This is a genomic window from Ralstonia sp. RRA (assembly GCF_037023145.1).
GTDB lineage: Bacteria > Pseudomonadota > Gammaproteobacteria > Burkholderiales > Burkholderiaceae > Ralstonia.
The window spans coordinates 1,663,311-1,684,346 of record NZ_CP146091.1 but is presented as its reverse complement, the minus strand read 5'-3'; the positions used below and the strand labels follow the sequence as shown (position 1 = coordinate 1,684,346).

The following is a 21,036-nucleotide window of genomic DNA, read 5'->3' as shown; positions in this document are numbered from 1 at the left end:
AGGTAAGCGAATGGGTCACTTCTGATGCATGAGGAAATCTGCCAGCGCACCAAAGGCCGGCAGCGTGATCGGATCGTTGGCGCCGTTGGCGGCGATGGGGTGCGAGGCATAGCGCACGACCGTCATCTGGGCCACCGGATCAATATAGATCGCTTGGCCATGGATGCCGCGCGCCTCGAAAGCGTGGTGGGCATTGTTCGAGATCCACCACATATTGCGGTACGACCAGCCCGGCAGTGTGGCGTAGCCGGCCTTGGCAAACTTGGCAGGATCACCACCGCGGCGGATATCGTCGATCACGCTCTTGGGCAGGATCTGGCGGCCGTTGAAGCGGCCGTCGTTGCGGATCATCTCGCCAAAGCGGGCCAAATCACGCAGCGTCGTGTTCAGACCACCACCACCGGATTCGGTGCCGATACTGTCCACCCCAAAGTACGCATCGTTCTCTGCCCCCATCGGTTGCCAGATGCGCTCGGACAGCAGCGCGGCCAATGATTTGTTGGACGCGCGACGGACGATCCAGGCCAGGACTTCTGCGTTGACGGTCTTGTACGAGAATGCCTCGCCGTGCTCGCCTTCCTTCTTCAGCGTGATGAGATAGTCGTAAAAGTTGTCCGGCCCTTTGTAGCCTGCTGGGCGCGGCAGCATGCCGCCGGCACGGGCGTAGGCCCAGACATCAGCATTCGGGTCGGCGTAGTTTTCGGAATAGTGCACGCCGATAGTCATATCCATGACCTGGCGCACGGTGGCATCGCTGTACGCACTGTCCTTGAGTTCCGGCACGTATTGCGTGACAGGCGCGGCCGGATCGAGCTTGCCGTCTGCCACCAGCATGGCGGCCAGCGTGCCTACAAACGATTTCGTGACCGACATGGCAATGTGCTGTGTGTGCGCATCGAGCGCGCCAAAGTAGCGCTCGTACACCACCTTGCCCTTGTGCATGACGAGGATGCCGTCGGTGTAGGTCAGCTTCAGGGCTTCGGCAAAAGTGCGGCGCACGCCCTCAGGGTCGGTGAACAGCACGCCGTTGATATCGCGTTCAGCGCGCGGCAGCTTGCTAACCGGGCCATCGCCGTGCCAAACCGCGCGTGTCGGCACGAATTCACGCACGTGGCTGTAGCCATAGCGCGTGCGGGGGAACATGTTGCCGGCCAGGTCGAAGCGGATGATGCGATCGGGCGGCGGCGGGAAGCCCTGCATCCAGCCCATCTTGTTCGGGTCGGATTCATCAGCCGTGAGGGGTTTCTGCACCGGAGGGTTCGGGGCAGGCGGTGCCTGCACGGCGGTGGGCGTCTCCGCGGCCGGCGCGGAGTTGGAGGCGCATCCTTCCAGGGTCATGGTCAGTCCGGTGCAGCAAAGCAGCGTGATGGCAAAAGCGGACGCCGTCCGCCGTGCGGGTTGTTGCATGGTTGTCTCCGTGGTTGCTCTTCTTATGTGCCGGACGCTGTCCGGTGTGCAACTGGGTACTGCCTTACTGCAACTACGTAGGTCAATCAGCCGTCCGCGCCTGGCTCGGGGGTGCGCGGCGGCGGCATACGCTTGACGAACTTGAACGTGCCCGAGCCGCGGGCGACCAGCTTGCCGGTGTCGTCCGTCACCTCACCCTCGCAGAAGGCCATGGTGGTGGACTGGTGCACGCAGCGCGCACTGGCCTTGAGCGTGCCGCGCCCGGGCTGCATGAACGCCGTCTTCATCTCAATCGTCACCACGCCGCGGCCATGCACATCGGCGGAGCGGCCAGCCATGGCCATGGCGACGTCGAGCATCGTCATGGTCACGCCGCCGTGGGCCATCTCCCAGCTGTTCATGTGGCGCTCTTCCAGCGCCAGCTCGACGATGCCCTCGCCATCCGCCGCCTTCAGGCAGCGCATGTCGATGAGCTTTAGGAAAGGAATGTCGATCGGAAAACCGTTGTTGTCTGCGCTCATGCTGCGTTCAAAAGAGTGGAAAGCAGCCGAAATTAGACCACGCTCACGCCACCATCGACGGCAAGGATCTGCCCGGTGATGTGCTTGGACGCATCCGACGCGAACAGCGCAGCCACGCCCTTGAGGTCTTCGTCATCGCCAATGCGGTGCAGCGGCGACTTCTCGGTCAGCTTATCGACGCCGAGTTTCTCCAGCGAACCGCGCGTCATCTTCGAGGGGAAGAAGCCCGGGGCGATGGCGTTGACGGTGATGTTGTGCTCGCCCCATTCGCCGGCCAACGCGCGCGTAAAGTTGACCACGGCGCCCTTGCTGGTGTTGTACGCAATCGTGTCGAGCGAGCCCGGCGGGTTGCCTTTCAGGCCGGCAATCGATGCCACGTTGACGATCTTGCCGTACTTGCGCGGGATCATCGAACGCTTGCCGATCTGCTGCGTGAGCAGGAACAGGCCACGGATGTTCAGGTTCATCACCTTGTCCCACGCCTCAACCGGGTGGTCTTCGGCCGGCGCACCCCACGTGGCACCAGCGTTGTTGACGAGGATGTCGATGTGGCCCAGCTTGGCGAGCGCCTCGTCAGCCAGGCGCTGGATGTCGGCTTCGACCGCGCCGTCGGCGGCAATCCAGTCGGCCTCGATACCGAGCGACTTCAGGTGTGCCTGCGCTTCCTTCAGTTCATCAGCCTTGCGCGCCGATAGCACGATGCGCGCGCCCTGCTCACCCAGTGCTTCGGCAATCTGCAGGCCAAGCCCGCGCGAACCGCCGGTGATCAGCGCCGTCTTGCCGGAAAGATCGAACAGATGCTTGAGCGTACCCATGGTGTCTCCTGTCTATCGTTGTCGTTGTTAGAACCAAGCGTCCTGCATATCCAGCGTGGTCGTGTCGAGCGAGCCCAGCAGCGCGATCTGCGGGTCGATCTTGGGCAGTTCCCACTGGAAGAAGTAGCGCGCGGCTTGCAGCTTGCCGCGGTAGAAATCGGCATCCTCGCCTTGTGCGTTCGGCAATGCCTTGGCGGCGGACAGCGCCTGCTCCAGCCAAATCCAGGCCACGACCACGTGGCCGAAGGCCTCCAGGTAGACCGATGCATTGGCCAGCGCCACGCGCGGGTCGCCGGCGGCCCACAGCGTCTGCGTGACCTTGGCCAGCTTCTGCGTGGCCATGCCGAGCGCGCGGCCGTAGCTGATCAATGTTTCATCGCCGGTCTCCAACGCGCGGCCGACGGTGGCTTGCACACGCTCGCCGAGCGCGACAAATGCTGCGCCGTCCTGCATCACAACCTTGCGGCCCAGAAGGTCCAGGCCCTGGATGCCGTGCGTGCCTTCGTGGATCGGGTTGAGACGGTTGTCGCGGTAGAACTGTTCGACGTTGTATTCACGCGTGTAGCCGTAGCCGCCGTGCACCTGGATCGCCAGGCTGTTGGCCTCCAGGCACCACTGCGACGGCCAGCTCTTCGCGATGGGCGTGAGGATGTCCAGTAGCAGGCCGAGCTTGGCGCGTTTCGCTGGATCGGTCTCACCACGTTCTTCATCGACGAGCTTGGCGCAATACAGGTTCAGGCCGAGTGCGCCTTCCACATACGCCTTCTGGGCCAGCAGCATGCGGCGCACGTCTGCGTGGTCAACGATGCGGATTTGCGGAGATGCCGCATCCTTGCCCGACGGACCGATGGGGCGGCCTTGCGGGCGATTGCGCGCGTAGTCCACCGCGTGCAGGTAGCCCGTGTAGCCCAACATCGTCGCGCCCATGCCGACGCCAATGCGCGCCTCGTTCATCATGTGGAACATGCACGCCAAGCCCTTGTGCGGTTCGCCAACGAGGTAGCCGATGGCGCCGGCACGTGGCTGGCCATCTGCTCCTTTGGGGCGGAACTGCGTGCCCTCGCCAAAGTTCAGCAGGCAGTTGGTCGTGCCGCGATAGCCCATCTTATGATTCAGGCCGGCCAGCACCACGTCATTGCGCTCGCCAAGCGAGCCATCGGCATTGACCAGAAACTTGGGCACGATGAAGAGCGAGATGCCCTTCACGCCCGGAATCAGCTTGCCATCTGGGCCGGGGATCTTCGCCAGCACGAGGTGGACGATGTTGTCCGACAGTTCGTGCTCGCCGGCGGAGATCCACATCTTGTTGCCGGTCAGGCGGTATTGCGCGCCGAGCGGCGATTCGCCTTCGTACTCGGCGCGCGTGACGATGTCCGACAGAGATGACCCGGCCTGCGGCTCCGACAGGCACATCGTGCCGTAGAAGCGGCCTTCCATCTCGGGCTGCACAAACGTCTCGATTTGCGCGGGCGTGCCGTGGGCAAGCAGCAGGTTTGCGTTGCCGATGGTGAGGAACGGATACGAGCTCGTGCCGACGTTGGCAGCCTTGAAGAAGCCGAAGCCGGCCTTCTCGACCACGGTGGGGAGTTGCATGCCGCCGCGTTCGAAGTCTTGTCCTGCGGCCATCAGGCCGGCCTTGTTGAAGGCGTCCAGCGCCACCTTCACTTCGGGAATGATGTGAACCGTGGTGCCGTCGAAGTGCGGCTCTTGCTGGTCGTTCTTCTTGTTGTGCGGGGCGAAGAGGTCCGTTGCGATGCGCTCGCACGTGTCGAGTGCGGCATCGAAGGTTTCGCGGGAATGGTCAGCGTAACGTGGAATGCGGGTGAGCGATTCGACGTTGAGCCATTCGTAGAGCAGGAAGCTCAGGTCGCGGCGCGACAGCAGCAGAGAAGACATGATGTTAGTGGTCCATCCCTTGTTTCATCCCCTGCCGGGGCTGACTCACTTTCTTTGTCTTGCCAAAGAAAGTAAGCAAAGAAAGGCGCGCCCAAGATGGCGAAAGATTCCTTGAATTTCCGTAACCGGGCGGAGACGGGAAAAACTCGCTTCGCTCAGACAGTTTCCCGTCTTGTTTCCGCCCGCTTACAGAAATTCAAGGCGCCATCTAGGGCAAGAACGGCCAAACCGTCTGGGTGCATCGGCTGGCGCTCATGCGGGTTTCGTTGGTGCCAGAAAAAAGGCTCCCGTTTTGAGTGGGAGCCTGTGTCTCTTTAGAGCACCTCGAACAGACCAGCAGCGCCTTGGCCGCCGCCGATGCACATGGTCACGACCACGTACTTGACGCCACGGCGCTTGCCTTCGATCAGCGCATGGCCGACCAGGCGTGCGCCCGACACGCCGTACGGGTGGCCCACAGCGATGGCGCCGCCGTTGACGTTCAGACGGTCCATCGGGATGCCCAGCTTGTCGGCGCAGTACAGCACTTGCACGGCAAACGCTTCGTTCAGTTCCCACAGGCCGATGTCTTCGACCTTCAGGCCGGCTTTCTTGAGCAGCTTGGGCACGGCAAACACCGGGCCGATGCCCATTTCGTCCGGCTCGCAACCGGCCACAGCAAAGCCACGGAACACGCCCAGCGGCTGCAGGCCCTTGGCAGCGGCCACTTTGCCGTTCATCACCACGGCAGCGGATGCACCGTCGGAGAACTGGCTGGCGTTGCCTGCCGTGATCACGCCGCCGGGCACGGCCGAGCGGATCTTCGCCACGCCTTCCAGCGTGGTGTCCGGGCGAATGCCTTCGTCCGCGGAGATGGTCACTTCGCGCGTCATGAGCTGGCCGGTCTTGGCATCGGCTACGCCCATCACCGTGGTCATCGGGACGATTTCGTCGTTGAACTTACCAGCGGCAGCGGCGGCGGCGGCACGCTGCTGGCTCTGCACGCCGTATTCGTCCATGCGCTCCTTGGCGATGTTGTAGCGCTTGGCGACGTTCTCGGCGGTCTGGAGCATGTTCCAGTAGATCTCGGGCTTGTGCTTGTTGAGCCAGCCTTCGGTCATCATGTGGCGGTTCATCTCTTGCTGCACGCACGAGATGGATTCCACGCCGCCGGCCACGAAGATGTCGCCCTCATCAGCAATCACGCGCTGCGCGGCCATTGCGATGGTTTGCAGGCCCGACGAGCAGAAACGGTTGACGGTCGCGCCCGGCACGGTCACGGGGCAGCCGGCGCGCAGGGCGATCTGGCGGGCGATGTTGGCGCCCGTCGCACCTTCTGGGTTCGCGCAGCCCATCAGGATGTCTTCGACTTCACCCGGCTCGATCTTGGCGCGCGCAATGGCGTGCTGCACGGCATGGCCGCCCAGCGTGGCGCCGTGGGTCATGTTGAAGGCGCCCTTCCAGCTCTTGGCCAGGCCGGTACGTGCGGTGGAAACGATGACTGCTTCGGTCATGGTGTTGCTCCTCGTATCTGGTGGCGGGCGCGGCTTCTAAGCGCACCCGATGTATTCCGTTATCCGTTCAGAACTTCGTGCGACTGCAACCGCGCGATACCCGCATCCGTCATGTTCTGCCACGCCTGCGCAAGCGACCCATTCAGGTCAATCGCGCGGCAAGCATCCTCAATGACAGCCACGTCCAGCCCCGCAGCACGCGCATCCAGCGCCGACCACGCCACGCAAAAGTCCGTGGCCAGACCGACGCAGAACACGCGCTTAATCCCAAGCTCGCGCAGGCAGCCGAGCAAACCGGTCGGCGTCTTGCGGTCCGCTTCAAAGAACGCGGAGTAGCTGTCGATGTGCGGGTGATAGCCCTTGCGGACGATCAACTGCGCATGTGGCACGTCCAGCCCATCGGCCAGAGCAGCGCCGGTGCTGTGCTGCACGCAATGGGTAGGCCATAGCACCTGCTGCCCGTACGGCAAATCAATCGTGCCGAACGGCTCTTTGCCAGCATGATTGGCCGCGAACGACACATGCTCGCGCGGGTGCCAGTCCTGCGTCAGCACCACACGTCCGAATGCCTTGGCGAGCCGGTTGACGACCGGGATGACCTGGTCGCCGTCCGGCACCGCCAGCGCACCGCCGGGCAGAAAATCTTTCTGCACGTCAATGACCAGCAGGCAGTCGGTGGGCGTGAGTTGCATGGCGGTTCAGTCGCTTGCGTCGATGGCTTAGCCGTTGAAGCCCTTGCCTTCATCGGCCAGCTTCTGCAGCAGCGGCGCAACCTTCCACGCTTCACCGTGGTAGCCCTTGCTGTAGCGGTGCATGGTCTGAGCGACGTTGTACAAGCCGACGGTGTCTGCGTAGAGCATCGGGCCACCGCGGAACAGCGGGAAGCCGTAGCCGGTCAGGTAGACCATGTCGATGTCCGACGCCTTGGAGGCAATGCCCTCTTCCAGGATCTTTGCGCCTTCATTCACCAGCGCGAACACCAGGCGCTCGACGATCTCTTCATCCGAGATCTTGCGGCGCGTGATGCCCAGGTCCTTCGAATGCTGGACGATCATGTCGTTGACTTGCTGGTTCGGATACGGCTTGCGGTCGCCCGGCTTGTAGTCGTACCAGCCGCCGCCCGTCTTCTGGCCGAAGCGGCCCATCTCGCACAGCAGGTCGGCCGTCTTCGAGTAAACGATGTCCGGCTTGTCCACGGCGCGGCGCTTGCGGATGGCCCAGCCGATGTCATTGCCGGCCAGATCGCCCATGCGGAACGGGCCCATCGCAAAGCCGAACTTCTCGATGGCCTTGTCGACTTGCTCCGGCAGCGCGCCTTCGTCCAGCAGGTAACCGGCTTGGCGGCTGTATTGCTCAATCATGCGGTTGCCGATAAAGCCGTCGCACACGCCCGAGACCACGGCCGTCTTCTTGATGGCCTTGGCCAGCTTCATGACGGTCGCCAGCACGTCCTTGGCGGTCTCCTTGCCGCGCACCACTTCCAGCAGCTTCATCACGTTGGCCGGGCTGAAGAAGTGCATGCCGACCACGTCTTGCGGGCGCTTGGTGAAGCTGGCGATCTTGTCCACGTCCAGCGTGGAGGTGTTCGACGCCAGAATCGCACCTTGCTTGACGACTTCGTCCAGCTTCTTGAACACGACTTCCTTGACGCCCATTTCTTCAAACACGGCCTCGATGACGAGGTCGGCGTCTTTGATGTCGTCGTACGAGAGCGTCGGGGTTAGCAGCGCCATGCGTTGCTCGACCTTCTCCTGCGTCAGCTTGCCCTTCTTGGCGCTGTTCTCGTAGTTCTTGCGGATAGTGGCGACGCCGCGGTCCAGCGCCTCCTGCTTGGTTTCCAGCATCGTGACCGGAATGCCCGCGTTCAGGAAGTTCATGGAGATACCGCCACCCATGGTGCCGGCACCAATCACGGCAACCTTCTCCACCTTGCGCACCGGGGTGTCTTCCGGCACATCGGGGATCTTGCTGGCAGCGCGTTCGCCGAAGAAGGCGTGACGCAGTGCGCGCGATTCGCTGGTGTTCACCAGTTCGATGAACAGGTCACGCTCGAACTTGATGCCGTCGTCAAAGCGCTTCTGCACGGCGGCCTGCACGGCGTCGACGCACTTGCCCGGTGCCGGGAAGTTCTTGGCGACAGCGGCCACGGTGTTGCGGGCAAATTGCAGGAAACCTTCGGGGTTGTCGTGCTCGATCTTGCGGTCACGCACCTTCGGCAGCTTGCCCTCGGCAGCGGCCTTCAGCGCAAAGTCGATGGCACCGGCCATCAGGTCGCCTTCGACCATCTGGTCGAATAGGCCGCTCTTGGCCAGCTTTTCCGACGGAATGGCAGTGCCCGAAACGATCATGTTCAGAGCGGGCTCCAGGCCGATCGCGCGCGGCAGGCGCTGCGTACCGCCGGCGCCCGGCAGAATGCCCAGCTTCACTTCCGGCAGCGCGATCTGCGCGCCCGGTGCGGCCACACGGTAGTGGCAGCCCAATGCCAGTTCCAGCCCGCCGCCCATCGCCACCGAGTGGATGGCGGCCACGACCGGCTTGCTGCTCGACTCAACCGCCTTGATGACAGCGTGCAACGTCGGCTCTTGCGTTGCCTTGGGCGTGTTGAACTCGCGGATATCAGCGCCGCCCGAGAAGGCCTTGCCTGCACCGGTGATCACAATGGCCTTGACGCTGGGGTCATCACCAGCCTTGACCATGCCCTCAACGATACCCAGGCGCGTGGAATGGCCAAGGCCGTTGACCGGCGGGTTGCTGAGCGTAATGACGGCAACGCCGTCCTGGACCTTGTACTCCGCAGTCATGCTGGTTCCTTTGGTGATGCGAGGGCCGGCTCGATTGATGCCAAAGCAGCGCACCGTGCCTCGCGGTTGAACTGTCTCTTAAGTATCGTTTTTTTAACGCGCGGTAAGGCCGCGACTCGACACAGAATACACAAAATAGCACGGTCGTTCAATTTTTATTTTTGCGCTGCACGGCGCCGTTCAGCGGGCCATGCAGCGGGCTGCGGCAGGTTCAAACGCGTGTGCTGCAGCGTCGATTTTTTGCCCGGCACATGACGGTTTTGATAGAGTCGCGCATTTCGTTGCTTGGGATGATCCTGGGTGCCCATCAGGCGCGGGGACGTCTCGTCACATTTCGTCGATTCCATTCGCGATCCGAGCGGAATCGTCCACTCTGTATCCATGTCAGAACACGCTACCCCGTCCACAGAGACGCCGGGCTTGCGCCGCACCTTGCGCGCGCGCCATCTCACCATGATCGCCATTGGCGGATCGATCGGTACCGGGCTCTTCGTTGCCTCGGGCGCGACGGTCTCGCAAGCGGGCCCCGGCGGCGCACTCGCCGCCTACATCCTGATCGGGGTGATGGTCTACTTCTTGATGACCAGTCTGGGCGAGCTTGCCGCCTATATGCCCGTCTCCGGTTCGTTCGCCACCTATGGCGCGCTGTACGTGGACGAGGGCTTCGGCTTCGCGCTGGGCTGGAACTATTGGTACAACTGGGCGGTGACGATTGCCGTTGAGCTGGCGGCCGCGCAGCTCGTCATGCACTACTGGTTCCCCGATGTACCGGGCGTGCTGTGGAGTGCGGTGTTCCTCCTCATCATGTTCCTGCTCAACGCCATCTCCGTACGGGGCTTTGGCGAGGCGGAATACTGGTTCGCGCTCATCAAGGTCGTCACCGTCATCTTCTTCATCGGTATTGGCCTGGCGATGATCTTCGGGATCATGAAGGGCGGCCCTCAGTCGGGCCTGCAGAACCTGACGATGGGCGATGCGCCGTTCGTGGGCGGGCTGCCGGCGATGATCGGCGTGGCGATGATCGCGGGGTTCTCGTTCCAGGGGACGGAGCTGATCGGCGTGGCGGCGGGCGAATCGGCTGATCCGGCGCGCACGATTCCGCGTGCGGTCAAGCAGGTGTTCTGGCGGATCCTGCTGTTCTATGTGCTGGCGATCTTCATCATCGGTGTGCTGGTGCCGTACACAGATCCGAATCTGCTCTCCACGGAAGTCACCAACATTGGCGTGAGCCCGTTCACGCTGGTGTTCAAGCATGCCGGCCTGGCGTTTGCGGCCGGGCTGATGAACGCGGTGATCCTGACTGCCGTGCTGTCGGCGGGTAACTCGGGCATGTACGCGTCCACGCGCATGCTCTACAACCTGGCGACCGAAGGCCGTGCACCGCGCATCTTTGCGCAACTCACCAAGAACGGCGTGCCGCGCAATGCGCTGCTGGCCACGACGGCCGTTGGCGCGCTGTGTTTCCTCAGCTCGCTGTATGGCGACAAGACGGTCTATCTGTGGCTGCTGAATACGTCGGGCATGACCGGCTTTGTGGCGTGGCTCGGCATTGCCATCAGCCACTATCGCTTCCGCAAGGGGCTGGTGGCGCAGGGGCATGATCCGGCGCAGTTGCCATATCGCTCGAAGTTCTTCCCGTATGGTCCCCTCTTTGCGTTCGGGCTGTGCCTGATCATTACGCTCGGCCAGAACTACCAGGCGTTCACCAGCGGCACGATCGACTGGCCCGCGGTGATCGCCACCTACATCGGTATCCCGGTCTTCTTCCTGATCTGGATTGGCTACCGGCTTGTGCGGGGCGGCGGCATTGTCCGTTACCACGACATGCACTTCCCGCGCCCGCCCGTGGTGCGTGATCCGCTGGCCGGCCAGGACCCTGGCCCCGAACTGCCCACCGTCGCTCTCCCCACACAGCAATAACACTCGCCCCGCCTGCCGTTTGCCTCGCATTCGGCGGGCGTTTTTCATTTGCGCGCCCCACCCTGGCGCACCCGCTATGCACACACCGATTACCCCGACCGGCCTCGAAGCCCAATCCGAACTGCGCCGACGCCTGCGCTCGCGGCACATCATGATGATCGCCCTGAGCGGCGCCATCGGCACGGGCCTCTTCGTGGCGTCTGGCGCATCGATTGCAACGGCTGGCCCCGGCGGCGCCTTGCTCACCTACACGCTGATCGGCGTGATGGTCTATTGCCTGATGACGAGCCTGGGTGAGCTGGCCGTGCATCTGCCAGTGTCGGGATCGTTCGTGACCTATAGCCGCCTGTATGTGGAAGAAGGCTTCGGCTTTGCGCTCGGCTGGAACTACTGGTTCTCGTTAGCCGTGACGGTGGCCGTCGAGCTGGCCGCCGCGCAACTGGTGATGAAGTACTGGTTTCCGGGTGTGTCGGGCATGGTGTGGAGCGCGGCGTTCCTGCTGCTGATGTTCGGCCTCAACGCGATCTCCGTGCGTGGTTTTGGCGAGGCGGAATACTGGTTCTCGATGATCAAGGTGGTGACGATTGTCGTATTCCTGCTGATCGGCCTGGCGATGATCTTCGGCATCATGCACGGTGGCCCGCAGTCAGGCTGGCAAAACTTCACCGTGGGCGATGCGCCGTTCGTGGGCGGCCCCGCTGCAATGATCGGCGTAGCCATGATCGCGGGGTTTTCGTTCCAGGGCGTTGAGACCGTCGGTGTGGCCGCTGGCGAAGCGGAGAACCCCTCTCGCACGATCCCACGCGCCATTCGCCAGACGTTCTGGCGCATTCTGCTGTTCTACGTGCTGGCGATCCTGATCATCGGTGTGTTGCTGCCCTACACCGATCCCAACCTGCTGCGCAATGAGGCAACCGATGTTGGTGTGAGCCCGTTCACGCTGGTGTTCCAGCATGCAGGCCTGGCGTTTGCCGCCGGGATGATGAATGCGGTGGTGCTGACCGCACTGCTGTCGTCGGGCACATCGAGCCTGTATGTATCGACGCGGATCCTGTACGACCTGTCACTCGAAGGCCAGGCGCCGCGCTGGTTTGCCAAGGTGTCGGGCGATGGCGTACCACTTCGGGCGCTGCTGGCCACTTCGGCCGTGGGCGCACTGTGCTTCTTCAGCTCATTGTTTGGCGATCAGGTGGTCTATCTGTGGTTGCTGAACACGTCGGCGGTAACGTGTTTCATTGCCTGGTTTGGCATTGCCGTGGCGCACTACCGCTTCCGCAAGGGCTTCGTGAGCCAGGGCCATTCGGTGAATCAACTGGCGTATCGGTCGCCGTTCTTCCCGTTCGGGCCGATCATGGTGGCGATCCTGTGCGTGGTGATCATCCTTGGGCAGAACACCAAAGCGCTGTTTGCACCGATCGACAACTTCGGCCCGTTCGTTGCGACGTACTGCGGGGTGTTCCTGTTTATGGCGATTTGGTTGGGGTACCGCTGGAAGTTCAAGACGCGGTTTGTGAAGTATTCGGAGATGCAATTTAGCGGGGAGCATCTCCAGCAGGCCAAGGCGGCCTCGGAAGCCGCCTCGCCTGCTGCCGGCGCCATCGCTCACTGAGCGACGGCCACAGGTTCACGGCCCAACGGATCGCAGCGTCGAAAGATTGACCGCATTGGCCATCGCCGCATAGCCCGCGTCATTCGGGTGCAGGTGGTCTCCGCCGTCGAACGCCGGCAGCAGGTTTTGTGGACTTGCCGGATCGCGCACTACCGCATCGAAATCGACCACCGCATCGAACGCGCCACTGGTACGGATCCAGTGATTCACCGCTTGGCGCGTCGCCTCTTTCTGGGCCGACCAATAGTTCGGATACGGCACCTCCGAGCCCTTGAACGGCATCAACGTGCCGCCCATGATCTTGATGCCGTGTTGCCGGCTACGCACGATGATCTGCCGGTACCCGTTGATGATGTCTTCCGCCGCAACAAGCGGGCTGGAGGGAGCCAACGATGTACCGGGAAAGCCAATATCGTTGATCCCCTCCAGCAGGACGACCCACTGCACGCCCGGCAGGCTCAGGACATCCCGGTCATAGCGCGCCAGAGCGCTCACCCCTGCCAAGTCTGCGAGGACGCGGTTGCCGGCAATCCCCTGGTTGAGCACGGCAAACGCGCCCCACGGGCCATTGCTATTCAGGCGCTTTGACAGCACATCCGGCCAGCGCTTGTTGGCATCGGTCGTGGAATTCTGGCCATCCGTAATCGAGTCCCCAAACGCAACGACGGTGCGCGGCTGGTTCTGTGTCTTGACCAGCAAGCCCGACACGTAGAACCGGCTCGTGTGCCGCGTTGACGATGGCTGATCGGGCGCAGCCGTGTTGTCGCCGCTCGATACATAGGCGGTTTGCGCCGCGTAGTTGTGGATCGTGCCCAGCGTCGTCGCGTTGGGCAGGAACAGTGAGATGGCAACATCCGACAACGGTGCAACGGGAAGGTCGATCGGGTCACTGATCAACGGTGCGCCGGCATAGAGCGTGGTGGTGGCTTTTCCGCCAAACGTGACAGTGCGATCCGAGTTCGGGAGGATTCTCGATCCCCCGGCAGATAGCGCAACATGCACCGGGCCGACGATCACGGGCGCCGTCCCAAATTCATTGCTCAACCGCAGGCGCAACTGGCCGCCACCCGCACTGGTATGGACGATCTGGCGAATGGTCGTTGCTGCGGGAAAACTCTTAGGCGCAGTCGGATAGATATTGCGATCCGCGCTGGTTGTCCAGGTTGCTACCCAACGGTCATTGAATCCGTTGGCCCGATTGTCCTCGTCGGCATGCAGCGCCGGAGAGGTCAGTGAGATCAAGGTGATCGCCGCGATTGCACGGCCAAGACGCTGCGGAAAGAAGCTTCTGCGCATGTGGTGTCTCCATTGAGTGTTATCGCATGAGTCGGGCCAGATCGAATGCGTGGCCCATTCGATTCGTAGCGACCGATCTCGCTGACTTCAAGGAGAAATTTGTCAACTGAGGGAGCAACTCGACAAAAGAAGAAGCCCGCACGGTTCTCCATGCGGGCCCTCTGTCGAACGAGAAGCTCAAAGCGGTGTTTAAACCTCCAGCCACTCCTGCCGGACTTTCGCGTCCGCCTTCAGCTGCTGGGGCGTTCCCTCAAACACGATCTGCCCATGCCCCATCACATACACACGCTGTGAGATGTCGAGGGCAATGGCCAGCTTCTGCTCCACCAGCAGCACCGAGATCCCCCGCTCCTTGAGCGTCTTCAGATACTCGCCCACCAGCGTCACGATCAGCGGTGCCAGCCCTTCGGTCGGCTCGTCGATGATGATGAAATCCGGATCACCCATCAGCGTGCGGCACAGCGTCAGCATCTGCTGCTCGCCGCCGGAGAGCACACCTGCCGGCGTGTTCTCCCGCTCCTGCAGCCGGGGGAACATCCGGTACATGTCTTCCAACAGCCAACGCGGTTTCGGCTGACTCGGGTTGCGCTTCTCGCCCAGCAACAGGTTCTGCCGTACCGTCAGCGTCGGGAAGATGTCGCGGTTCTCCGGCACATAGCCGATACCCTGATGCGCCACTTCGAAGGTGCGCATACCGCTCACATTCTTGCCGCGCAGCAGGATCTCGCCTTCGTGCTTGACCATGCCCATGATGGACTTGGCCAGGGTCGAGCGCCCCACCCCGTTGCGGCCGAGCAAGGCGACGATCTCGCCCTCGCCCACGTGCATGTCGACACCGTGCAGGATGTGGCTCTTGCCGTAGTACGCGTGCAGGTCGCGTACTTCGAGCATGGGAGTATTGGTTGCCATCAATGCGCTCCTGCAGGTTCGTCCAGCGTGGTGCCGAGGTAGGCCTCCTTCACGCGACGATTGTTGCGAATGGCCTCGGGCGTGTCGGTGGCAATCACCTCGCCGTAGACCAATACCGAGATGCGATCGGCCAGGCCAAAGACCACGCTCATGTCGTGCTCGACCATCACCAGCGTCTTGCCGACTGTCACCTTGCGGATCAAGTCGACTGCGTGGTCGGACTCGGAGCGGCTCATACCGGCAGTCGGCTCGTCCAGCAGGATCACGTCGGCACCGCCGGCGATGGTGATGCCGATCTCCAGCGCACGCTGTTCGGCATACGTCAGCATGCCTGCGGCGGCATCGCGCCGATGCGTCATGCCAATCTGCTCAAGCACCTCCTCGGCGCGTTCACGTGCATCGCGCAACTCGGCCAGCTTGTGCCAGAACGAGTACTTGTAGCCCAGCGACCAGAGCACTGCGCAACGCAGGTTCTCGAACACCGTCAGCCGATGAAAGATGTTGGTGATCTGGAAGCTGCGCGACAGGCCTTTGCGGTTGATCTCGAACGGGGCGAGACCGCTGATCTCTTCACCATTCAGGCGCACGCTGCCCGAGCTGGCTGGGAAGCGGCCCGAGATCAGGTTGAACGTGGTCGACTTGCCTGCGCCATTCGGGCCGATGAGCGCGTGGCGCTCGCCCTTGCCGATGGTGAGGTTCACGCCCCGGATGATCTCGGTCTGACCGAAACGCTTGCGGACATCGCGCAGTTCCAGCGCGGGAATGGGTTGGCTCATGGTTGCGGCTCCTGCAAGGCGTTGTCCCAGGCGGTGCGCAGCTTGCCCGCTGCGACACGTAGGCCGAAGGCACCCACCAGCCACAGCACGGCGGTCACGGCCCACGGCATCCAGGTGGTCGGTGCGACGGACATGCCGAACAGCGTTGCCACGCCGCCCGAACCCTCGTCCTGCACGGCGTAGATCATCTCTACGGTGGAAATCAGCGCCACCAGCAGGATGGCCGCCGGCACGAATGCCACGCCGTAGGCCGGCAGCAGCGTCTTCAACTTGCCGCGCCGCGCGATCGGCAGATGCATCACCAGCAGGCTGGCGATACCGCCCGGCGCATACATGACCATCAGCACGAAGAACAAGCCCAGATAAAGCAACCACGCCTTGGTGATACCCGACAGCGCCACGGTAAAGAACACCGTGAGCACCGCGCCAATGATCGGACCGAAGAAGCTACCCATACCGCCAATGAACGCCGCCAGCAGCACCGCCCCCGACCTCACCGCCGAGACGTTCTCAGCCGTCACAATCTCAAAGTTGATGCAAGACAGCGCCCCGGCAATGCCCGCGAAGAACGCTGACAGAATCACCACCAGAAAACGCACGCGCTGCGTGTTGTAGCCGATGAATTCCACACGCTCCGGGTTGTCACGCACGGCGTTGGCGATACGGCCCAGCGGCGTCTGCGTCCACGCGTACATCAGCGCCATCGAGATCAGGCACCAAGCGGCGATCAGGTAATACACCTGGCGCGCCGGGCCAAAGCTGACGCCGGCAAGCGCATCGCCGATGCTGCGGTTGGTCGACACACCGCCTTCGCCACCGAAGAAGTCCGGAAACATGAGCGCGCTGGCGAAGACCATCTCGCCGATGCCCATCGTGATCATCGCGAACGTCGTGCCAGCCTTCTTGGTGGTGACGTAGCCGAAGATCACGCCGAACAGCGCGCCGCCCAAGCCGCCCACGATGGGCAGCAACGCCACGGCCAGCGGCCCGGCAACACCCAGCGTCTGCATCGCGCCGATCTTGTTGAGCACGTGCACGGCCATGAAGGCACCCAGGCCGGCGTACACCGCGTGCCCGAACGACAGCATGCCCGACTGCCCCAGCAGCATGTTGTACGACAGCGCGAAGATGATCATGATGCCCATCTGCGAGAGCAGCGTGATGGCAAAACCCTGCGGCCAGATCAGCGGCAGGACGATCATCACCAGCGCCGTGATGCTCCAGATGAGCCAGCGGGCGAGGTTGACCGGCCTGAACTTCATTGTTCGCGCGCGATCATTGGCCGGCAATGCCCCTTGTTGTTGCGCTTGTTGGTGCATAGTGCGTTCCATTTAGCTCTCCCGCGTACCCATGAGCCCACGCGGGCGGAAGATCAGCATCAGCACCAGCAGCAGGTACGGCAGCACCGGCGCGACTTGCGCAATCGTCAGGTTCCAGACCGAGATGAGCGGCACGTCCGGATGGAGCGTGACACCGATCGTCTGGAGCACGCTCGTCACCGAAATATCCAGCGTGACGGCAAACGTCTGAATGCAGCCGATCAGCAGCGATGCGATGAACGCGCCCACCAGCGACCCCATGCCGCCCACCACCGCCACCACGAAGACGATGGAGCCGACTGCCGCCGCCATCGACGGCTCGGTCACGAAGGCGTTGCCGCCGATCACGCCGGCCAGCCCGGCCAATGCACAGCCGCCGCCGAACACCAGCATGAACACACGCGGCACGTTGTGGCCGAGCGCTTCCACCATGTCTGGATGCGTGAGCGCGGCCTGAATGACCAGGCCGATGCGCGTGCGCGTGAGCAGCAGGAAAATTCCCACCAGCATCAACAGCGACACCAGCATCATGAACGCGCGGTACTTGGGGAACGACGACGTGAACAGCGTGAACAGCGGACCGTCCAGCACCTCTGGCACGCGGTATGGCACGGCCGGCAGGCCCCACACCAGCTTCACGCCTTCTTCAATGAGGTAGGCCAGGCCGAAGGTGAACAGCAGCTCGGCAACGTGGCCATAGCGGTGCACGGTACGCAGGCCGAAGCGCTCGACCACCGCACCCAGGGCGCCCACCAGCAGCGGCGCCACGATCAGCGCGGTCCAGAAGCCCAGATACCCGCTGACGACGTAGGCGAAATACGCCCCCAGCATGTAGAAGCTGGCATGCGCAAAGTTGAGAACGCCCATCATGCTGAAGATCAGCGTCAGGCCCGAAGACAGCATGAACAGCAGCAGCCCGTAGCTGATGCCGTTCAAGAGATTGATGACTAGAAATTCCACGCTACAGCCCTCTCGGCAAGGCATGGACCGTCCCGCAAAAATGCGGCAGCGGCCCACGCCTTTCCCCGTTTAAAACATCGCCGCACGATAGCATCGGGCGGCCCTTCGGCACACCACCTACCGTTTTACTGCGGACGTTTCATCTGGCAGGAGGTCGGCTGCGACGCGACGTACTGGTCGAGCACGGCGTCGGTCTTCCAGCCGTAGCCGGTGTTTTCCTGGTCGTATTTGACGTTCTTGCCGTTGGTCTTTTCCCAGGTGGCGATGTAGAGCGGCTGCTGGCCCTGGTGGTCCGATGCGCGCATCTCGAAGGTGCCGTTCAGGCTGTCGACCTTCATGCCTTCGAAGGCCTTGGCGACCTTGGCTGGCTCGGCCGACTTGGTCTGCTTGATGGCCTTGGCCAGCATGGCAACACCGGTGTACGAGGCCATCAGGTAGAAGTCGTCGTTGTACTTCTTCTTGAAGCCGTCGACGATGTCCGCACCCTTGTAGCCGTCGTTGTTGACGTTCCAATAGCCGACAAACTTCACGTGGTCGGCGCCGGCTGCGCCCATGGCGGTCGGCACACCTGTCGTGGCACCGTAGTACGTATAGAAGTTGGCGTTCAGGCCCGCATCCTTACCTGCCTTGATCAGCAGAGCCAGATCGCTACCCCAGTTGCCGGTGATGACGGTATCTGCGCCGGACGATTTGATTTTCGAAACGTACGGCGAGAAGTCCTTCACCTGTGCCAGCGGGTGCAGATCCTCACCCACGATCTCGATGTCCGGGCGCTTGCGCTTGAGGTATTCCTTGGCCGCACGCGCCACCTGGTGACCGAACGAATAGTTCTGGTTGATCAGATAGACCTTCTTCACCTTCGGGTCCTTGGCCAGGTAACTGGTCAAGGCTTCCATCTTCATGTCGGAGTTGGCGTCCAGGCGGAAGTGCCAGTAGTTGCACTTGCTGTTCGTCATGTCCGGGTCGACCGCCGCGTAGTTCAGGTAGACGATTTCCTTGCCCGGATTACGCTCGTTGTACTTGGCTACGGCGTCTTCCAGCGCCATGCCGACGCTCGAGCCGTTGCCCTGCACGATGTAATGGATGCCCTGGTCGGCCACCTGCTTGAGCACGGTCAGGCTCTCCTGCGGCGAGAGCTTGTTGTCGAACCCCACCACCTCGAACTTGGTGCCGTCGCCGGCCCAGTTCTTCTGCGTGGCCATGTCGGCGATGTACTGCCAGCTGCGCAACTGGTTCTGGCCCAGCGCGCCCATCAGGCCAGACAGCGGATCAATCCAGGCGATCTTGACGGTTTCAGCGGCGGATGCAGCAGCGCTCCCCAGCGCCCCACCGATTGCCACCACACTTGCCACAGCCACAATCAACGGACGGAACTTCGTCATGCGTGTCTCCTTCAGGTGGTGGAGTCGCCGGCGAGTCACTCTCCCGCGTGCCACGGATGGGCACGTCGGCTGCTTGCGTCTCCAGGTTGCAACGCGCCCGGGCTTCATTCCGCCGCATCCCGACTGCTGGTGGGTGCGCGGCGGCTGGCCCTGATCCGGTTGTCTTACGTCCGCCGTCCTCACGCCCGGCCTGTTGCCGGTGCGCGGGCGGCGGTTTCTGTTCTGACTGCTAGGCCTGTGCGGCCGGGAACTGGTAATCCTTGAACTGCTCGCGCAGCTTGAGCTTCTGCATCTTGCCGGTAGCCGTGAGCGGAATCTCGGTGACGAACACCACGTCATCCGGAATCCACCACTTGGCAACCTTGCCTTCGAAGAACTTGAGCATCTCCTCACGCGTGAGTTCGGCGCCCGGCTTCTTCATCACCACCAGCAGCGGACGCTCGTCCCACTTCGGGTGGTGGCAGGCAATGCACGCTGCCATGTGCACGGCGGGGTGCGCGGCGGCCACGTTCTCCACATCGATGGACGAAATCCACTCGCCGCCGGACTTGATCACGTCCTTGCTGCGATCGGTGATCTGCATGTAGCCGTCGGCATCGATATTGGCAACGTCACCCGTCGGGAACCAGCCGTCCACCAGCGGTGAATGGTCACCGCGGAAATAGCTGTCGATGATCCACGGCCCACGCACGTACAGGTCACCGAAGGCCTTGCCGTCCCACGGCAACTCGTGGCCTTCTGCATCGACGATCTTCATGTCGACGCCATAGATGGCGCGGCCTTGGCGTTCGAGCACGTGCTGCTTGGCTTCTTCAGGCAGATCGGCGTGTTTGCCCATCAGCTTGCAGGTCGTGCCCAGCGGCGACATCTCCGTCATACCCCAGGCGTGGATGACTTCCACGTCGAGCGATTTCAGCGTCCGGATCATGGCCGGCGGCGCAGCCGAGCCACCAATCACGGTACGGCGGAATGTCGAGAACCTGAGGTTATTGGACTGCACGTGCTGCAGCAGGCCCAGCCACACGGTCGGCACGCCGGCGGAGAAGGTCACCTTCTCCTGCTCGAACAACTCGTAGATGGAAGCGCCGTCCAGCTTCGGCCCCGGAAAGACCAGCTTGGCCCCCACCAGCGGCACCGAATACGGGAGCCCCCACGCATTGACGTGGAACATCGGCACCACCGGTAGGATCACGTCCTGCGCTGAGCACCCCAGCGCATCCGGCAATGCCGATGCGTATGAGTGCAGCACAGTGGAACGATGCGAATACAGCGCGCCCTTCGGATTGCCCGTCGTACCCGACGTGTAGCAGAGGCTGGAAGCGGTGTTCTCGTCGAACTGCGGCCAGGTGTATTCGGCGCTTTGCGCATCCAGCAGCTCTTCATAACAGAGCATCGGCACGCTGGAGTTAGGCATGTGCGCCCGGTCAGTCATCGCCACCCAACCCTTCACGTTCGGGCAATGCGCAGCAATGCCCTCGATGAGCGGCACGAACGTCAGATCAAAGAAGACGTACTGGTCGTCAGCGTGATTGACGATGTAGGCGATCTGGTCTGGAAACAGCCGCGGGTTGATGGTGTGGCACACCGAACCCGAGCCAGACACACCGTAATAAATTTCAAGATGGCGATAGCCGTTCCAGGCCAGCGTACCGACGCGCTCGCCGGGCTGCACGCCCAGTGCGGCCAGCGCATTTGCCAGTTGCTTGGAACGATCCCGCACTTGCCGGTACGTGGTGCGATGGATATCGCCCTCGACACGGCGTGACACGACTTCAGTCGAACCGGAATTGCGCGCTGCATGTTCGATGATGGTCGAGATGAGCAAAGGGTTGCTCATCATTTGTCCCATCAGGGCCATGGTGTCTCCTAAAAAAACTGAACAACCGTTCTATTTTTTGGGCCGATTGTTCCCGTGATCGTCTAGCACGTCAA

The 21,036-nt window shown here is 62.5% G+C and carries 17 protein-coding genes; 2 read left to right on the top strand and 15 right to left on the bottom strand.

Annotated elements, in window-relative coordinates:
- Nucleotides 1-15 precede the first annotated feature (15 nt).
- The 8 genes from V6657_RS08320 to V6657_RS08285 form a co-directional block, all read right to left on the bottom strand.
- Complete coding sequence (locus V6657_RS08320; protein WP_048932421.1) at nucleotides 16-1,407, bottom strand: serine hydrolase; 1,392 nt, start codon at nucleotides 1,405-1,407, stop codon at nucleotides 16-18.
- Nucleotides 1,408-1,493: 86 nt separating this feature from the next.
- A complete protein-coding gene (locus V6657_RS08315; protein WP_048932422.1) occupies nucleotides 1,494-1,928 on the bottom strand; it encodes a PaaI family thioesterase in 435 nt (144 codons plus the stop codon).
- 32 nt (nucleotides 1,929-1,960) lie between these two features.
- Entirely contained in the window at nucleotides 1,961-2,743 is a 783-nt protein-coding gene (locus V6657_RS08310) for an SDR family oxidoreductase (protein ID WP_048932423.1), read from the bottom strand.
- Nucleotides 2,744-2,770: 27 nt separating this feature from the next.
- Nucleotides 2,771-4,639, bottom strand: coding sequence for an acyl-CoA dehydrogenase (locus V6657_RS08305; RefSeq protein WP_048932424.1), 1,869 nt, complete (start codon nucleotides 4,637-4,639; stop codon nucleotides 2,771-2,773).
- Nucleotides 4,640-4,953: 314 nt separating this feature from the next.
- Nucleotides 4,954-6,132: an acetyl-CoA C-acyltransferase gene (locus V6657_RS08300; protein WP_048932425.1), complete on the bottom strand. Its 1,179-nt coding sequence runs from the start codon at nucleotides 6,130-6,132 to the stop codon at nucleotides 4,954-4,956.
- Between the two features lie 59 nt (nucleotides 6,133-6,191).
- Nucleotides 6,192-6,824: a bifunctional nicotinamidase/pyrazinamidase gene (gene pncA / locus V6657_RS08295; protein ID WP_048932426.1), complete on the bottom strand. Its 633-nt coding sequence runs from the start codon at nucleotides 6,822-6,824 to the stop codon at nucleotides 6,192-6,194.
- A gap of 27 nt (nucleotides 6,825-6,851) precedes the next feature.
- The gene (locus V6657_RS08290) at nucleotides 6,852-8,933 is read right to left on the bottom strand and encodes a 3-hydroxyacyl-CoA dehydrogenase NAD-binding domain-containing protein (RefSeq protein WP_048932427.1); all 2,082 of its coding nucleotides are present in this window, start codon (nucleotides 8,931-8,933) and stop codon (nucleotides 6,852-6,854) included.
- Between the two features lie 155 nt (nucleotides 8,934-9,088).
- Nucleotides 9,089-9,280, bottom strand: a complete 192-nt coding sequence (locus tag V6657_RS08285) for a hypothetical protein (protein WP_048932428.1) — start codon at nucleotides 9,278-9,280, stop codon at nucleotides 9,089-9,091.
- Nucleotides 9,281-9,314: 34 nt separating this feature from the next.
- Between V6657_RS08285 and V6657_RS08280 the strand changes: the two genes are divergently transcribed.
- Nucleotides 9,315-10,853 (top strand): amino acid permease, encoded by a 1,539-nt coding sequence (locus V6657_RS08280; RefSeq protein WP_048932429.1) that lies wholly within the window; start codon nucleotides 9,315-9,317, stop codon nucleotides 10,851-10,853.
- Nucleotides 10,854-10,929: 76 nt separating this feature from the next.
- On the top strand, nucleotides 10,930-12,462 hold the full coding sequence (locus tag V6657_RS08275) for an amino acid permease (RefSeq protein WP_048932430.1): 1,533 nt from the start codon (nucleotides 10,930-10,932) through the stop codon (nucleotides 12,460-12,462).
- Nucleotides 12,463-12,477: 15 nt separating this feature from the next.
- Here the strand turns inward: V6657_RS08275 and V6657_RS08270 are convergent, their stop codons facing one another.
- From V6657_RS08270 to V6657_RS08240, 7 genes are all read right to left on the bottom strand, one after another.
- A complete protein-coding gene (locus V6657_RS08270; protein WP_053166312.1) occupies nucleotides 12,478-13,758 on the bottom strand; it encodes an SGNH/GDSL hydrolase family protein in 1,281 nt (426 codons plus the stop codon).
- A gap of 189 nt (nucleotides 13,759-13,947) precedes the next feature.
- Nucleotides 13,948-14,667: an ABC transporter ATP-binding protein gene (locus tag V6657_RS08265; RefSeq protein WP_048932431.1), complete on the bottom strand. Its 720-nt coding sequence runs from the start codon at nucleotides 14,665-14,667 to the stop codon at nucleotides 13,948-13,950.
- Nucleotides 14,667-15,443 (bottom strand): ABC transporter ATP-binding protein, encoded by a 777-nt coding sequence (locus V6657_RS08260; RefSeq protein ID WP_048932432.1) that lies wholly within the window; start codon nucleotides 15,441-15,443, stop codon nucleotides 14,667-14,669. Before V6657_RS08260 ends, V6657_RS08265 begins: the two co-directional genes overlap by 1 nt.
- Entirely contained in the window at nucleotides 15,440-16,774 is a 1,335-nt protein-coding gene (locus V6657_RS08255; protein ID WP_048932433.1) for a branched-chain amino acid ABC transporter permease, read from the bottom strand. The genes V6657_RS08260 and V6657_RS08255 overlap by 4 nt, the downstream gene beginning before the upstream one ends.
- Nucleotides 16,775-17,722 carry a branched-chain amino acid ABC transporter permease gene (locus V6657_RS08250; RefSeq protein WP_031329260.1) on the bottom strand — a complete coding sequence of 316 codons (948 nt, stop codon included), beginning with the start codon at nucleotides 17,720-17,722 and terminating at the stop codon, nucleotides 16,775-16,777.
- 125 nt (nucleotides 17,723-17,847) lie between these two features.
- On the bottom strand, nucleotides 17,848-19,104 hold the full coding sequence (locus V6657_RS08245) for a branched-chain amino acid ABC transporter substrate-binding protein (RefSeq protein WP_048932434.1): 1,257 nt from the start codon (nucleotides 19,102-19,104) through the stop codon (nucleotides 17,848-17,850).
- 229 nt (nucleotides 19,105-19,333) lie between these two features.
- The gene (locus V6657_RS08240) at nucleotides 19,334-20,962 is read right to left on the bottom strand and encodes a 3-(methylthio)propionyl-CoA ligase (RefSeq protein ID WP_048932435.1); all 1,629 of its coding nucleotides are present in this window, start codon (nucleotides 20,960-20,962) and stop codon (nucleotides 19,334-19,336) included.
- Between the last annotated feature and the right edge of the window lie 74 nt (nucleotides 20,963-21,036).

Bases quoted from the DNA above. Each gene is read 5' to 3' on its own strand.
- V6657_RS08320 (WP_048932421.1), bottom strand. From the start codon at position 1,407: ATGCAACAACCCGCACGGCGGACGGCGTCCGCTTTTGCCATCACGCTG.
- V6657_RS08315 (WP_048932422.1), bottom strand. From the start codon at position 1,928: ATGAGCGCAGACAACAACGGTTTTCCGATCGACATTCCTTTCCTAAAG.
- V6657_RS08310 (WP_048932423.1), bottom strand. From the start codon at position 2,743: ATGGGTACGCTCAAGCATCTGTTCGATCTTTCCGGCAAGACGGCGCTG.
- V6657_RS08305 (WP_048932424.1), bottom strand. From the start codon at position 4,639: ATGTCTTCTCTGCTGCTGTCGCGCCGCGACCTGAGCTTCCTGCTCTAC.
- V6657_RS08300 (WP_048932425.1), bottom strand. From the start codon at position 6,132: ATGACCGAAGCAGTCATCGTTTCCACCGCACGTACCGGCCTGGCCAAG.
- pncA (WP_048932426.1), bottom strand. From the start codon at position 6,824: ATGCAACTCACGCCCACCGACTGCCTGCTGGTCATTGACGTGCAGAAA.
- V6657_RS08290 (WP_048932427.1), bottom strand. From the start codon at position 8,933: ATGACTGCGGAGTACAAGGTCCAGGACGGCGTTGCCGTCATTACGCTC.
- V6657_RS08285 (WP_048932428.1), bottom strand. From the start codon at position 9,280: ATGGAATCGACGAAATGTGACGAGACGTCCCCGCGCCTGATGGGCACC.
- V6657_RS08280 (WP_048932429.1), top strand. From the start codon at position 9,315: ATGTCAGAACACGCTACCCCGTCCACAGAGACGCCGGGCTTGCGCCGC.
- V6657_RS08275 (WP_048932430.1), top strand. From the start codon at position 10,930: ATGCACACACCGATTACCCCGACCGGCCTCGAAGCCCAATCCGAACTG.
- V6657_RS08270 (WP_053166312.1), bottom strand. From the start codon at position 13,758: ATGCGCAGAAGCTTCTTTCCGCAGCGTCTTGGCCGTGCAATCGCGGCG.
- V6657_RS08265 (WP_048932431.1), bottom strand. From the start codon at position 14,667: ATGGCAACCAATACTCCCATGCTCGAAGTACGCGACCTGCACGCGTAC.
- V6657_RS08260 (WP_048932432.1), bottom strand. From the start codon at position 15,443: ATGAGCCAACCCATTCCCGCGCTGGAACTGCGCGATGTCCGCAAGCGT.
- V6657_RS08255 (WP_048932433.1), bottom strand. From the start codon at position 16,774: ATGGAACGCACTATGCACCAACAAGCGCAACAACAAGGGGCATTGCCG.
- V6657_RS08245 (WP_048932434.1), bottom strand. From the start codon at position 19,104: ATGACGAAGTTCCGTCCGTTGATTGTGGCTGTGGCAAGTGTGGTGGCA.
- V6657_RS08240 (WP_048932435.1), bottom strand. From the start codon at position 20,962: ATGGCCCTGATGGGACAAATGATGAGCAACCCTTTGCTCATCTCGACC.